The sequence below is a fragment of the Mesorhizobium opportunistum WSM2075 genome, assembly GCF_000176035.2.
GTDB classification, from domain to species: domain Bacteria; phylum Pseudomonadota; class Alphaproteobacteria; order Rhizobiales; family Rhizobiaceae; genus Mesorhizobium; species Mesorhizobium opportunistum.
The window spans coordinates 5,535,588-5,549,164 of sequence record NC_015675.1 but is presented as its reverse complement, the minus strand read 5'-3'; the positions used below and the strand labels follow the sequence as shown (position 1 = coordinate 5,549,164).

The following is a 13,577-nucleotide window of genomic DNA, read 5'->3' as shown; positions in this document are numbered from 1 at the left end:
AGACCTGAATGACCGATCGAATTGTCAGTTTTGTCATGAGCGGCGGCGTTGGCTCGCGGCTATGGCCGCTGTCACGCGAGGATAATCCCAAGCAGTTCCATGACCTGTCGGGCGATGGCTCGATGCTGGCCAAGACCTTGCGCCGGCTGGCGGCAAGATCCGGCGGCGAAACGCCGATCTTCCTGATCGCGTCGGAGCGCCATGCCGAACGTGTGCATGCCGATCTTGCCGGCCTGGATCTCGCCGGCGGCGGTCCGCTGTTCGAGCCCACGGGGCGAAACACCGCTGCCGCCGTCGCGCTGGCGACGCTGCGCACTTTGTCCGAGTTCGGCGACAGCCTCGTCCTGGTGGTGCCTTCGGACCACGAAATATCGACGGTAGGGCAATTCTGGCAGAGCATCGAGGCAGGGGCAGATGCGGCGCGCGCCGGCCGGCTTGTGGTGTTCGGCATAAAGCCGACACAGCCTGAAACCGGCTATGGCTATATCGAGGTCGCAGCCGAAAGCGGCGGTATTTTCGACGTTTCGCGCTTCGTCGAAAAGCCGGACCTCGCGACCGCCGAGAGCTATGTCAAAGCCGGAAGCTTCTACTGGAACACCGGCATCTTCCTGTTTCACGCCGGCGCCATGCGCGACGCGTTCATCGCGTTCCAACCGGATATCTGGCAGGCCACCGAAGCGGCCTACAAGGCGGCGACATCGGATCTGTCCGGCCTCTATATGCCGCTCGAACTCTATGAGGCCATTCCGTCCAACTCGATCGACTACGCGGTCATGGAGCGGGCAAAAGACATCGCCATGGTGCCTGCGGGCTTCCGCTGGAACGACCTGGGCTCCTGGCAATCGCTCCTCGATGTCGGCCCTGCCGACGACCAGGGCAATGTCATCGTCGGCGATGTCGTCGCCATCGATTGCGAGAACTCCTACATCCGCAGTGACGGCAGCTTGCTGTCCGCGATCGGCATGAAGGATGTCGCCATCGTCTCAACTATCGACGCCACTTTCATCGCTCCGGTCAGCCACAGCCAGCACGTCAAGAAGATCGTCGAGCAGCTCGAGAAGAGTGGCCGGCTCGAAACACGGTTCACGCCTGCCCATGATCGCGTCATTGAAAGCGGCGCCTGGCGGCGGCGCGTGCATCACTGGCTGTTTCAGGAAACCTTACCATTGTGGTCGACATCAGGTGTCGACGAGCGCCACGGCGGCTTCCACGAAGCGCTTGGCTTTGACGGCTCCCCGTTGATCAAGCCCAAACGCATGCGCACGCAGGCTCGCCAGGTCTATGCCTTCGCCGTCGCCAGCGCTCGCGGTTGGGATGGTCCTGCCGACCGGCTGATCGCACATGGCATCGACTTCATGGCAGGGAAGGGGCGCACCGACCGCGGCGGTTGGGTGCGCACGCTGAATGTCGACGGCTCCGTTGCCGATGCCACCGAGGATGCCTACGACCATTCCTGCGTTTTGCTGGCGCTGGCGCATGCACACATGTCGGGCAATCCGGATGCCCTTCGGCTCGGCGAGGAAACCTTCGCTTTTCTCGATGCCCATCTCGAGGACAGCCGCATGACCGGATTCCTCGAGACATCGGACGGGGAGGGCGAGCGGCGCTCCAACCCGCACATGCATCTGCTCGAGGCTTTCCTGGCTTGGCATCAGGCCACCGGAGAGCGTGCCCATCTGCGCCGTGCCGCACGCATCATCGACCTTTTCCGCAGTCATTTCTTCGATCCTGAAAGCTGGACGCTCGGCGAATATTTCGACGCCGAATGGAAGCCGGCCGCTGGTGACAAGGGGCTCTGGACCGAGCCTGGCCATCACTTCGAGTGGGCTTCGCTGCTGGTCGATTTTGCCGAGCGCAGCGGCCAGGCCGAATTGCGCGGCTTCGCCAGGAAACTCTACGCCTCGGCAATCGCCAGCGGTCTCAACCGCGCCACAGGCCTTGCCTATGGCGCGGTCTCGCGGCAAGGCCTGCCTCTCGACCTGGCGTCACGCAGTTGGCCGCAGGCTGAAGCGGTCAAGGCGGCAATTGCGCTGAATGGCTCAGGCGGTCCCGATCTCAAGCCGGAGATAGAGGCGCGCGTCGGCCGGCTGTTCCGCTGGCACATCGATCCGGCGCCGCTGGGGCTGTGGATCGACCGCATCGACGAGCGCGGCCGCTCCTTGGCATCCGACGTTCCAGCCAGCATTTTCTATCACCTGGTCTGCGCGCTGACGCAGTATCTGGACGGGACGGCGGAGAGAAGCTAGTTGACGACCGCCTCATCCCTTCACGCCCCCCTCTGTCCTGCCGGACAGAGGGGGGCGCTGTCCCGCCGACCTCTCAATAAGGCGCCGCCACGTCCCCCGTCTCGACATAGACCGATTTCAGCTGCGAGTAGAGTGCCAGCGCCGCCAGCGAATTTTCCCGCCCTATGCCGGACTGCTTGAAGCCGCCGAACGGGATTTCGACTGGCGTCAGATTGTAGGCATTGATCCAGCAGGTGCCCGCCTGCAGCTCGGAGATGACGCGGTGGGCGCGCGGCAGGTCGCGGGTGAACACGCCGGCGGCAAGGCCGAATTCGGTATCGTTGGCGCGGTCGATCACCTCGTCCTCGCCGTCGAACTTCAGCACGCTCATGACAGGTCCGAAAATCTCCTCCCGGGCGATGCGCATGGTGTCGGTGACGCCGGTGAACACGGTCGGCTCGACGAAGAAGCCGCCATCGAAACCTTGCAGCGAAGGCACGTTGCCGCCGCAAGCCAGCGTGGCGCCATCCTGCTTGCCGGTGCCGATATAGCCGACAACCTTCTCATGCTGCGCTTTCGAGACCAGCGGCCCCATCTGGGTCTCGGGATCGAGTGGATCGCCGATACGGATTTTCTTGGTCCGCTCGACCAGCCTTTCGACAAAGCGGTCGTGAATGCCGCTCTGCACGAAGACGCGCGTGCCGTTGGAGCAGATCTGGCCGGTGGAATAGAAATTGCCGAGCATGGCACCGCCAACGGCGTTTTCGATGTCGGCGTCGTCGAAGACGATCAGCGGCGACTTGCCGCCGAGCTCCATCGTCGCGTGCTTCATCTTGGAGCCGGCAAGCGCCAGCACCTTGCGGCCGGTCGGCACCGAGCCGGTCACCGAAACCTTGGCGACGACATCGTGGCCGACGAGGCCTGCGCCGACATCGCCATAACCCTGCACGACGTTGAACAGCCCGTCGGGCAGGCCGGCCTCGCTGTAGATCTCGGCCAGCGCCAGCGCCGACAGCGGTGTGTTTTCCGATGGCTTGAACACCATGGCATTGCCCATGGCGAGTGCGGGCGCGGACTTCCAGCCGGCGATCTGGATCGGATAATTCCAGGCGCCGATGCCGACGCAGACGCCGAGGGCCTCGCGCCGCGTATAGGCGAAGGGGCCGCCGAGGTCAACGGATTCGCCATTGTAGGCGGCGACCGCGCTGCCGAAATATTCAAGGCAATCGGCTGCTGAAGGCGCGTCCGCTACCAGCGTTTCCTGGATCGCCTTGCCGGTGTCGAGCGTCTCGATGCGGGCAAGGTCGGCGTTGCGGGCGCGCAAAATGTCGGCGGCGCGGCGCAGGATGCGGCCGCGCTCGACCGGCTTCAGCCGTGCCCAGGCGGGTTGTGCTGCCCGTGCGGCCTCGATAGCCAACTCAAGCACGTTCGGCGTCGCCGCGCGCAGCATGGCGATGGTCTCACCGGTGGCCGGATAGATGACCGGCAGTGGCGCGCCTTGCTCGTCGTCAACGTAGCGTCCGTTGACATAGTGCGATGCCGTGGGCTGGGCGCGCATGGGAAGTCTCCAAATTCTATTCGCCTGGGCCGGACGTTCACCGGATCATGCTCTATCTGTCCGACGCCTGCCAGCGCGGATTGATCCATGGTTCCTGGTTGGACGGCGCCAGCGGCGTGCGGCCAAGGATGTGGTCGGATGCCTTTTCGCCGGCCATGATCGACGGTGCATTGAGATTGCCGTTGGTGACGCGCGGGAAGATCGAGGAGTCCGCGACCCGCAATCCTTCGACGCCGATGACCCGACACTCCGGATCGACGACGCTCATCGCATCGTCGGCGCGTCCCATCTTGCAGGTGCCGCAGGGATGGTAGGCGCTTTCGGCGTGATCCCTGATGAAGACATCGAGATCGTCGTCCGACTGCACATGGCTTCCCGGCGAGATTTCCTGGCCGCGATAGGCATCGAATGCCTTCTGGCCGAAGATTTCTCGGGTCAGGCGGATGCAGTGGCGGAACTCCGCCCAGTCGTCCGGATGCGACATGTAGTTGAAGCGGATCACCGGCTTCGATTTCGGATCCGGCGAGCGCAGCGTCACCGAGCCGCGCGACTTCGAGCGCATCGGCCCGACATGCGCCTGGAAACCATGCGACTTGGCCGCCGCCTTGCCGTCATAGCGAACCGCCGCCGGGATGAAATGGTACTGGATATCGGGATAGTCGACGCCGGCGCGCGAGCGCACGAAGGCGGCTGCCTCGAAATGGTTGGTGGCGCCGAGCCCAGACTTGAGGAACAGCCACTGCGCGCCGATGAGCGCCTTCGAGAACGGGTTCAGCACCGAATTAAGCGTGATCGGCTTGGTCGATTCCTGCTGGATGTAGAGCTCCATGTGATCCTGCAGATTGCGGCCGACGCCGGGCCTGTCGGCGAGCACGGCAATGCCGTTTTCGCGCAAATGCTCCGCCGGGCCGATGCCGGACAGCATCAGGATCTTGGGCGAATTGATCGACGAGGCGGCGACGATCACCTCGCGTCGCGCCTTAACGACCTGAATCTGTTTGTGAGCTTCGATCTCAACGCCGATGGCGCGTTGATTCTCGATGATCACCCGGCGGGCAAAGCCCTTGACCAGGCTAACGTTTTTGCGCCTGAGCGCCGGCCTCAGATAGGCTGATGCCGCCGACCAGCGGCGGCCGCCCTGGATGGTCTGCTCCATCGGCCCGAAGCCTTCCTGCTTCGATCCGTTGTAGTCGTCGGTCAATTCGAACCCGGCCTGGCGGCCCGCGTCGACGAAAGCGCCATAAAGTGGATTGCGCCGTGAGCCGCGCTGCACGTGCAGCGGCCCGCCGCGACCACGCCAGCCATCCTCGCCGCCATCAGAATCTTCCATGCGCTTGAAGTAGGGAAGGACGTCGGCAAAGCCCCAGCCGGCCGCTCCCTGTTCGGCCCAATGGTCGAAGTCACGGGCGTGGCCGCGCACATAGACCATGCCGTTGATCGAGGATGAACCGCCGATCACCTTGCCGCGCGGCGTCGCTAGCACGCGGCCGCCCAGATGCGGCTCCGGCTCGCTGGCAAAGCCCCAGTCGTAGAGGCTCATGTTGAGCGGGATCGACAGCGCCGACGGCATCTGGATCAGCGGGCCGATATCCGAGCCGCCGAACTCGATGACGATCACCGAATGCTTGCCGTCCTCCGACAGCCTGTAGGCCATGGCCGAGCCGGCCGAGCCGGAGCCGATGATGACGAAATCCGCTTCAAGCATGGTTCATATGCGCCATAAAATCGGCGAGCGAGACATTGCCGCCGGTTGCCACCACGAGCACGGTCTTGCCCCGCACATCCACCTTGCCGCCGAGCAACGCCGCCAGCGACGCAGCGCCCGACGGTTCGAGCACCAGCTTCATCCGCTCGAAGGCGGTCCGCATGGCGCGCCGCACCGATTGATCGTCGACCGTGATGCCACGAACGCCGGCAGCCTTGACCGCCGCGAAGGGCGCGTCGCCCGGCCGCCGCGACATCAATCCGTCGCAGATCGACTTCGGGCCGATCGGCATGGTCTCGATGCTGCCATGCGCCAGCGATGAACCCATGCCATTGAAACCTTCGGGCTCGACGCCGATGATCTCGGTTGCTGGCGACAGATAATGGAATGCGAGCGACACGCCGCCGATCAGTCCGCCGCCGCCGACCGAGCAGAACAACAGGTCGGCGCTGGCATCCTTGGCCGAGAGCTGGTCGAGCGCCTCGAGGCCGGCGCCCGCCTGGCCGGCGACGATCTCCGGATCGTCGAACGGATGCAGCAGTGCCAGGCCTTCCGTCTCGGCGATCTCGCGCGCCTTGGCGGCGGCAACCTCTTCACGCGCGCGCCCGCCATGATCGGTCAGCACGACGCGTGCGCCGTAGCCGGCCGTGGCGTCGCGCTTGGCGGCCGGCGCATCGATCGGCATGACGATGGTGACTGGAATGCCGAGCGCCTGGCCGGCGGCCGCCAGCCCTTGCGCGAAATTGCCGGAGGAATAGGCAACGACGCCCTTCTTCGCCTCGTCGGCGGAAAGCCGCTTCAGCCGCCAATAGGCGCCGCGTATCTTGAACGAGCCAGCCCATTGCAGCGATTCCGGCTTGATGAAGATGCGGGCCGCACCGGTCTCGCGGGCAAGGGCTGCCGATTCCAGCAGCGGCGTGATCTGCGTCGCCCTGGATGTGACCGCATAGGCCTGCTTGAGATGGTCGAGGGAGGGGACAAGACTTGTCATCATTCGCCTCGCGGATACCTTTTGCTCTCCTCGAGATTGTCGAGGTTCATGTGGTTGCGCATGTAGCGCTCGGATGCCTTCTGCAGCGGCTGGAAATCCCAGGGGTAATAGGCGCCGTTGCGCAGCGCCGGATAGACGACCCAGCGCCGCGCCTGGCTCTCGCGCACGGCGGCATCGAATTTGGCCATGTCCCAGCGCGCCCGGACCTTGTCCATGAACGCCGACACCAACGCCGCCTTGGCCGGTTTGTCGGCCAGATTGACCCGCTCCAGCGGATCGGCTTCGAGATCGAACAGCTGCGGCGGGTCGAGCTTGCAGTGGATGAACTTGTATCTGCCGTCGCGGATCGCCACCAGCGGCGCGTAGGAGCCTTCGGCGGCATATTCGATCAACACAGGGGCGCTGCGTTGCCCACCCTTGATGAGCGGCAGCAGCGACTGGCCGTCGGTCCACGGCGCGATTGCGCCGATGTCGATGCCGGCGAGGTCACAGAGCGTCGGCGTCACGTCGAGATTGGAGACCGGCGCCTCGATCAGCCCGGCCGGCACGCCTTTGCCGGCGATCATCAGCGGCACCCGCGCCGAGCCCTCGAAGAAGCTCATCTTGAACCACAGGCCGCGCTCGCCAAGCATGTCGCCATGGTCCGAGCAGAACAGGATGATGGTGTCGTCGAGCATGCGCGTGCGCTTGAGGATGTCCAGAACCTCTCCGAGCTTGTCGTCGACATAGGAGATGTTGGCGAAATAACCGCGCCGCGAGCGACGTACCTGCTCGGGCGTGATCTCGAAGGACGGGTAATCGCTGGCGAGGTACAGCCGCTGCGAATGCGTGTCCTGTTCGTCCTGCGCGATAAAACCCGTTTCCGGGTCGAGCGCCTGGCAATGCTCGTAGAGATCCCAATACTGCTTGCGCGCGACATAGGGGTCGTGAGGGTGCGACAGCGAAACGGTGAGGCACCAGGGCCGATGGTTCGCATCGTCCTGTTCGCGCGAAAGCTGGTAGAGCTTCTGCGTGGCCAGGAACACGACCTCATCGTCATATTCCATCTGGTTGGTGGTCTCGGCGACGCCGGCGCCGGTGACCGAACCCAGATTGTGATACCACCATTCGATGCGTTCGCCGGGTTTGCGGTAGTCCGGCGTCCAGCCGAAGTCAGCCGGATAGATGTCGGTGGTCAAGCGCTCCTCGAACCCATGCATCTGGTCCGGCCCGACGAAATGCATCTTGCCAGAGAGGCAGGTGTAATAGCCGGCGGCGCGCAGATGGTGGGCGAAGGTCGGGATCGATGAGGCGAATTCGGCCGCATTGTCATAGACTCCCGTGCGCGACGGCAACTGACCGCTCATGAACGAGGCACGGCCCGGCGCGCAGAGCGGCGAGGCGGTGTAATTGTTGGCAAAGCGTGCCGAGCGGGCAGCGAGCGCCCTGAGATGCGGCACGTGCAGGAAGTCCGCCGGCCCGTCCGGAAACAAGGTTCCGTTGAGCTGATCGACCATGACGATCAGGAAATTGGGTCGCTTCGCTGTCACTGCTTCCGCCGCTCGCCGAGTTTGATTTCGAGATAGTCTTCGACGAGCGCGATCGCGGTCGCGGCGTCGGGCACGCCGTCCTTCAACGCCCGCCTGATATAGAGCCCGTCGATCATCGCCGCGGTCGCCTCGGCGGCGCGGTCGGCCTCGGCCCTGGGCAGGATGCCGATAAGCCCGCTCATCAGGTTCGAGTGCAGCCGCCGCGCATAGACCCTGAGCAGGCGGCGCAGCGCGGACGACTTCTGTGCCTCGACGTAGAAGGCGAGCCATGCGGCGATGGTTTGCGGCTGGAACTGGATGTCGGAGAAGTTGACGGCCACCACCGCCGAAACGCGTTCACGCGGGGAAGCGGCGGATTGAAGAGCGCGCCGCATGTCGATGGTCAGTTCGGCCAGGATGTGCCGCATCGTCGCCAGCAGCAATTCGTCCTTGGCGCCGAAATAGTGATGGGCAAGCGCCGAGGACACGCCGGCCCGCCCGGCGATCTCGGACATAGTCACGTCGAGCGACCCGCGCTCGCCGATCGCCGAGATCGTCGCGTCGATGAGCGCCTTGCGACGCAGTGGCTCCATTCCGATTTTCGGCATGCTGTTCCCGGCTTTTGCGGGGCAGATTATTTTTTATTGACGCGTCAATCAACAAAAAATCGACGCTGGCGCGACCTGCACCAAGCGATTGTCTGGTTCCGGCCCTTCACGGGCGAGGCAAGAATGTTTATATTTGAACAATAAAGGCGACGTGAGCCGTAAGCCTGTGCCAGGCTGGCGCCAAGGATGGAGAACGCCATGACCGCATGCATCGTCGGATGGGCGCATTCGCGCTTTGGCAAGCTCGAAGGCGAAACGCTCGAAAACCTGATCGTCAAGGTGGCGACCGACGCACTCGACCATGCCGGCATCGGTCCGGACGAGGTCGACGAGATCGTGCTCGGTCACTTCAATGCCGGCTTTTCGGCGCAGGATTTCACCGCCAGCCTGGTGCTCCAGGCCGACGACCGGCTGCGCTTCAAGCCGGCGACACGCGTCGAGAACGCTTGCGCCACCGGGTCGGCGGCGGTCAGACAAGGCATCCGCGCCATCGACGCCAATGCTGCTCGCATTGTGCTAGTGGTCGGCGCCGAGCAGATGACGACGACGCCCGGCCCCGAAATCGGCAAGAACCTGTTGAAGGCCTCCTATCTGCCCGAGGACGGCGAGACGCCAGCCGGTTTCGCCGGCGTCTTCGGCAAGATCGCGCAAGCCTATTTCCAGCGCTATGGAGACCAGTCGGATGCGCTCGCCATGATCGCCGCCAAGAACCACAAGAACGGCGTCGACAATCCCTATGCGCAGATGCGCAAGGATTTCGGCTACGAGTTCTGCCGTCAGGAAAGCGAGAAGAACCCCTTTGTCGCCGGTCCCCTCAAGCGTACCGACTGTTCGCTGGTTTCGGACGGCGCCGCCGCACTTGTCCTTGCCGACACGGCAACGGCACTGAAGATGCGCCGTGCGGTTGCCTTCCGCGCGAACGAACATGTGCAGGACTTCCTGCCGATGTCGAAGCGCGATATCCTGTCGTTCGAAGGCTGCGAGCAGGCTTGGACCCGTGCATTGAAGAACGCCGGCGTCACGCTCGACGATCTCTCTTTCGTCGAGACGCATGACTGCTTCACCATTGCCGAGTTGATCGAGTATGAAGCGATGGGCCTCGCCAGGCCGGGCGAGGGCGCCAAGCTGGCGCTGGATGGCACAACGGCCAAGGACGGCCGACTGCCGGTCAACCCGTCCGGTGGATTGAAGGCTAAGGGCCACCCGATCGGCGCCACCGGTGTCTCCATGCACGTGCTGACCGCCATGCAGCTTGTCGGCGAGGCTGGCGGCATCCAGGTGCCCGGCGCGAAGCTCGGCGGCATCTTCAACATGGGCGGTGCGGCGGTCGCCAACTACGTTTCCATTCTCGACCGGATCAGATAAACCGCCCGCATCTACGGGAGGTGGCATGACAAATCCGGTTCTGATCGAAGTCTTGCGCGGCGCGATCGTCGAGAGCGTGCATCGCGGGGCTGTCGCTGTCTTCGATGCCGACGGCAAGCCGGTCCTGGAGATCGGCGACACCTCCAAACCGGTGTTTCCACGCTCCGCGGTCAAAGCAATCCAAGCCTTGCCGCTGGTCGAAAGCGGCGCAGCGGACGCCTACGGCTTCGGTGACCGCGAGCTGGCGCTCGCCTGTGCGTCCCATTCGGGCGAGCCGGCGCATGTCGAGCTGGCACGTTCGATGTTGGCCAGGGCCGGGCTGGATGGCTCAGCGCTCGAATGCGGCGCGCATTGGCCCTCGAACCACGACGCGGAGATTGCGCTCGCCCGCGCCGGCGGCTCGCCCAACGCACTGCACAACAACTGCTCCGGCAAGCACTCCGGCTTCCTCTGCACCTGCGTACACACAGGCATCGCGCATGGCGGCTACGTCAAGGCGGGACACGCTCTGCAGGAGATGGTGCGCGACGCCATGCAGGCCGTTACCGGCGCTGTGCACGGCGCGGATGAGCGGGCGACCGATGGCTGTTCGATCCCGACCTATGCCGTGCCGCTCAGGAGTTTCGCGCTCGGCTTTGCCCGCATGGCCACCGCACGCCGCTTTGGCCCAGAGCGGGCGAACGCCGCAAAGCGGCTGCTGTCGGCCTGCATGGCGGAACCCTTCTTCGTCGCCGGCACCGGCCGTGCCGATGTCGCTTTGATGGAAGCCGCGCCCGGACGGATTTTTGCAAAAGGCGGCGCCGAAGGTGTCCATTGTAGCGCGATACCCGAGCTTGGCCTCGGCATAGCGATCAAATGCGACGATGGTGCCGGCCGCGCCGGCGAGGCCATCGCTGCCGCCGTCCTTGCCAAGCTGCTGCATGCGGACGAGGCCCTGTCGGCGAAGCTGGCCGCATTGGCAAATGCCCCGATCGAAAGCCGGATCGGCGCCAAGGTCGGAGCGCTGAGGCCGACCGCAGCCCTCAATTGAGGATGGTTTTCAGCTGACGTGATTGCGCTCGACGGTCAGATGGGCATAGCCGGTATTGTCGGATGACGTCAGGTCGCCTGTCGCAGGATCGGCCCAACGCTGGCCAACGATGGCGCCCTTCAGCGCGCCGTCGATGACGTTATCGGAGATGATGGCCGTACCGGCGCCCTCGACCACACTGACGACGATGCCGGTTCCAGCCTTGCGGATGATGTTGCCGGTGGCAACGACATTACGCAGGTACGGCCCCCAGCCGATCTGCATGCCGTAGAGCGGTGCGTTCTCGATGACGTTGTTGGAAACGGTGGTGTCGGCCTCGACCCCGATGCCGACGCCGAACCCCGGCGCATCGGCGGGGTAGGGGCCGCTGGTCGACAGATTGCGCACGATGTTGCCCGAGCAGACACCCATGCGGCCGCCTTCGTTGAAGTTGACGATCGAGATGCCGTTGGCCGCGCCGTCGACGATGTTGTTGCTGATGACGGCGCCCTCGAAGGAGAATTCGGAATAGACGGCCGTTTCGCCCGAGCGCGAGCAGGTGTTGCCTGACACCTGCAGGTTGCTGGAACTGTTGGCGCGGATCGCCGAAAAAGCGCAGTCGGAGACGACATTTCCCGAGATGATGACATTTCCGGCCCGGAAGGCGTTGATGCCGTTGCCGTTCTGGCCGGTTCCGCCGCTGCGCGCGCCGATGCGTTCGACGCGGTTGCCGGTGACCATGGTGCCGTCTTCCGCCGCCTGCCAGCGGTGCAAGAGGATGCCGCCATTGGCACAGTCGGAGACGGTGTTGGCGGTGATCGACAGGCCGGCGGCTTCGACCGAATAGATGCCGGCATCGGCGGCGCCCGATATGTCCGAGCGTTCGATGCGGCCCGCGGCGTGTTCCAGCGCAAGCCCGTTCTTGCCACTGCCGGTTACCTGGCAATTGTCGACGACCAGATGCGCGACCCGGCGCAGATCGAGCAGTCCTTGCGCATAATCGCCCATCGAGCGGTTCGAACCATCGAAGACCAGCCCGCTCAGTTCGATATGGTCGGCCTGTTCGGCCATGAACAGATGGCCGTCGCCGCCATAGACGATCCGCGTTGCACCCGGCACGCCCGAAAGACGCACGCGGCTGGGCAGCGAAAGATTGGATACCACATAGGTGCCGGCCGGCAGGAACACCGGCATATCGCGGCTGTTTGCGTCGCGCAGCAGCTTGGCAAAGGCTTTGCTCTGGTCGTCGAAAGTGCCGGGCTGCACGCCGAGTTCGGTGGCATTGATCGAGCCGCGCATCGAGGCTTTCTCGATGCCGGCAAGGCTGGCGGCCGCCGCCTTGCCAAGCGAGAGGCCGATGACGGCAAAGCCGGCGGTCTGCGTCAGCAGCGTTCGTCTGTTCAACATCGGCACAGGTCCTGGTGTTCAACCCCGGCAGCGCAGGAATCGTGCCAGACCCTCTGTTCCTCTTGGCGAGGGTATCGGCCATGGCTTGTCGAACGGCCGGCCGGCGCCTAAGTTCACATAATGAGCAGAGCTTTTACACGCGAGGAAGATAGCGAAAACGCCATCGCCGGCGTCGGCGAGCGGCCTATCAGCACGCACCGCAATCTGGTGACGGAGCGTGGTTTGGCGCAGATCGAGGACAATCTGAGCGATTTGCGCGACATCTTGGCGAAAGCCGAACGAAAAGGCGACCGCGAGCGCATCGCGGTCGTGTCGCGCGACCTTCGCTACTGGAACGCGAGGCGTGAAAGTGCCGAATTGTCCGTGCCCGAGCCGGGCAGCGACCTCGTTCGCTTCGGCATGGGCGTCACGCTCGAGGGCGATGACGGCAGGAAAGTGCACTGGAAGATCGTCGGCGAGGATGAAGCAAACCCTTCGAAGGGTTCAATTTCGCATGTTTCGCCGATGGCCGTGGCTCTGTTCGGCAAGAAGGTCGGCGAGGTCGTCACGGTCAACGGCAAGGAATGGGAGATCGTCAAGCTCTCGGATGGCTAATCCTTGAGCTTGACAACATGATCGCGGAAGAACGCCACCGCTCCTGTTTCGTCAATTTCCCCGGATGCGACAGCCATGACGAATTCGTAAAGCGTGCCGTTGTCGGCTGCCAAGGCATGGCCGTTCACGATTAAAAATGCGCCAGCGGCCACGATGGCAGTCCGCTTATTGCCGTCAACAAAGGCATGGTTCCTGGCAATGCCGAAGACGTAGGCGGCTGCAAGATCCTCGACTGTTGGATCTCCGTAATTGGCCTTGTTCTCGGCGCGGGCAAGCGCCGATTCAAGAGCATTTTCATCTCTCAAACCTTGCACCCCGCCATGCCTGCGCAATTGCTCTGCATGCATCGCTTCGACCGCGCGCCGGGTCAGGAACTCCCAGCTCATTCGGCGAGCTTCTGAAGCGCGACCTTGTATTTGTCCATGACCTTGCGAGCAGCTTCCATCTGCCGCTCGAAACTGTCGTCCACCGGCTCAAGGGTAATGCCCTTGTCCGTTTCGATGATCTGAAGCTGATCACCTGTCTTCATATTCAGTCGGCCGAGCAGCTCCTTCGGCAGGATCACGCCTTCGGAATTGCCGATCTTGCGAATGATCGTATTCATGAC

At 63.9% G+C, this 13,577-nt stretch carries 12 protein-coding genes; 4 read left to right on the top strand and 8 right to left on the bottom strand.

Annotated features, from left to right (window positions below; genetic code table 11):
- Positions 1-8 precede the first annotated feature (8 nt).
- Positions 9-2,246, top strand: a complete 2,238-nt coding sequence (locus tag MESOP_RS26850; protein WP_013896488.1) for an AGE family epimerase/isomerase — start codon at positions 9-11, stop codon at positions 2,244-2,246.
- Between the two features lie 73 nt (positions 2,247-2,319).
- On the opposite strand, the gene betB is transcribed toward MESOP_RS26850, so the two are convergent.
- Genes betB through betI form a run of 5 tightly spaced genes read right to left on the bottom strand, consistent with a single transcriptional unit; the run spans position 2,320 to position 8,595 of the window.
- A complete protein-coding gene (gene betB / locus MESOP_RS26845; protein WP_013896487.1) occupies positions 2,320-3,783 on the bottom strand; it encodes a betaine-aldehyde dehydrogenase in 1,464 nt (487 codons plus the stop codon).
- Positions 3,784-3,835: 52 nt separating this feature from the next.
- Positions 3,836-5,488, bottom strand: coding sequence for a choline dehydrogenase (betA, locus tag MESOP_RS26840; RefSeq protein ID WP_013896486.1), 1,653 nt, complete (start codon positions 5,486-5,488; stop codon positions 3,836-3,838).
- The gene (locus MESOP_RS26835; RefSeq protein ID WP_041164348.1) at positions 5,481-6,482 is read right to left on the bottom strand and encodes a threonine/serine dehydratase family protein; all 1,002 of its coding nucleotides are present in this window, start codon (positions 6,480-6,482) and stop codon (positions 5,481-5,483) included. The genes betA and MESOP_RS26835 overlap by 8 nt, the downstream gene beginning before the upstream one ends.
- Positions 6,479-8,008, bottom strand: a complete 1,530-nt coding sequence (betC, locus tag MESOP_RS26830) for a choline-sulfatase (protein WP_013896484.1) — start codon at positions 8,006-8,008, stop codon at positions 6,479-6,481. Before betC ends, MESOP_RS26835 begins: the two co-directional genes overlap by 4 nt.
- Entirely contained in the window at positions 8,005-8,595 is a 591-nt protein-coding gene (betI, locus tag MESOP_RS26825) for a choline-binding transcriptional repressor BetI (protein ID WP_013896483.1), read from the bottom strand. The genes betC and betI overlap by 4 nt, the downstream gene beginning before the upstream one ends.
- A gap of 198 nt (positions 8,596-8,793) precedes the next feature.
- On the opposite strand from betI, the gene MESOP_RS26820 reads away from it, so the two are divergent.
- Together MESOP_RS26820 and MESOP_RS26815 are read left to right on the top strand one after the other, a co-directional pair.
- Positions 8,794-9,960 carry an acetyl-CoA acetyltransferase gene (locus tag MESOP_RS26820; protein ID WP_013896482.1) on the top strand — a complete coding sequence of 389 codons (1,167 nt, stop codon included), beginning with the start codon at positions 8,794-8,796 and terminating at the stop codon, positions 9,958-9,960.
- A gap of 25 nt (positions 9,961-9,985) precedes the next feature.
- Positions 9,986-10,990 (top strand): asparaginase, encoded by a 1,005-nt coding sequence (locus MESOP_RS26815; protein ID WP_013896481.1) that lies wholly within the window; start codon positions 9,986-9,988, stop codon positions 10,988-10,990.
- 9 nt (positions 10,991-10,999) lie between these two features.
- Here MESOP_RS26815 and MESOP_RS26810 read toward each other — a convergent pair whose 3' ends face one another.
- Positions 11,000-12,376 carry a TIGR03808 family TAT-translocated repetitive protein gene (locus MESOP_RS26810; RefSeq protein WP_013896480.1) on the bottom strand — a complete coding sequence of 459 codons (1,377 nt, stop codon included), beginning with the start codon at positions 12,374-12,376 and terminating at the stop codon, positions 11,000-11,002.
- Positions 12,377-12,496: 120 nt separating this feature from the next.
- Here MESOP_RS26810 and greA point away from each other — a divergent pair, with 120 nt between their 5' ends.
- On the top strand, positions 12,497-12,970 hold the full coding sequence (greA, locus tag MESOP_RS26805; protein WP_013896479.1) for a transcription elongation factor GreA: 474 nt from the start codon (positions 12,497-12,499) through the stop codon (positions 12,968-12,970).
- On the opposite strand, the gene MESOP_RS26800 is transcribed toward greA, so the two are convergent.
- Together MESOP_RS26800 and MESOP_RS26795 are read right to left on the bottom strand one after the other, a co-directional pair.
- Complete coding sequence (locus MESOP_RS26800) at positions 12,967-13,356, bottom strand: type II toxin-antitoxin system death-on-curing family toxin (protein WP_013896478.1); 390 nt, start codon at positions 13,354-13,356, stop codon at positions 12,967-12,969. The two genes, greA and MESOP_RS26800, sit on opposite strands and share 4 nt — an antisense overlap.
- The gene (locus MESOP_RS26795; protein WP_013896477.1) at positions 13,353-13,574 is read right to left on the bottom strand and encodes an AbrB/MazE/SpoVT family DNA-binding domain-containing protein; all 222 of its coding nucleotides are present in this window, start codon (positions 13,572-13,574) and stop codon (positions 13,353-13,355) included. Before MESOP_RS26795 ends, MESOP_RS26800 begins: the two co-directional genes overlap by 4 nt.
- Positions 13,575-13,577 lie beyond the last annotated feature (3 nt).

Excerpts from the sequence above, each read along its gene's own strand:
- MESOP_RS26835 (WP_041164348.1), bottom strand. The coding sequence starts at position 6,482 with ATGATGACAAGTCTTGTCCCCTCCCTCGACCATCTCAAGCAGGCCTAT.
- MESOP_RS26795 (WP_013896477.1), bottom strand. The coding sequence starts at position 13,574 with ATGAATACGATCATTCGCAAGATCGGCAATTCCGAAGGCGTGATCCTG.
- betA (WP_013896486.1), bottom strand. The coding sequence starts at position 5,488 with ATGCTTGAAGCGGATTTCGTCATCATCGGCTCCGGCTCGGCCGGCTCG.
- MESOP_RS26850 (WP_013896488.1), top strand. The coding sequence starts at position 9 with ATGACCGATCGAATTGTCAGTTTTGTCATGAGCGGCGGCGTTGGCTCG.
- MESOP_RS26820 (WP_013896482.1), top strand. The coding sequence starts at position 8,794 with ATGACCGCATGCATCGTCGGATGGGCGCATTCGCGCTTTGGCAAGCTC.
- betI (WP_013896483.1), bottom strand. The coding sequence starts at position 8,595 with ATGCCGAAAATCGGAATGGAGCCACTGCGTCGCAAGGCGCTCATCGAC.
- MESOP_RS26815 (WP_013896481.1), top strand. The coding sequence starts at position 9,986 with ATGACAAATCCGGTTCTGATCGAAGTCTTGCGCGGCGCGATCGTCGAG.
- betB (WP_013896487.1), bottom strand. The coding sequence starts at position 3,783 with ATGCGCGCCCAGCCCACGGCATCGCACTATGTCAACGGACGCTACGTT.
- greA (WP_013896479.1), top strand. The coding sequence starts at position 12,497 with ATGAGCAGAGCTTTTACACGCGAGGAAGATAGCGAAAACGCCATCGCC.
- MESOP_RS26800 (WP_013896478.1), bottom strand. The coding sequence starts at position 13,356 with ATGAGCTGGGAGTTCCTGACCCGGCGCGCGGTCGAAGCGATGCATGCA.
- MESOP_RS26810 (WP_013896480.1), bottom strand. The coding sequence starts at position 12,376 with ATGTTGAACAGACGAACGCTGCTGACGCAGACCGCCGGCTTTGCCGTC.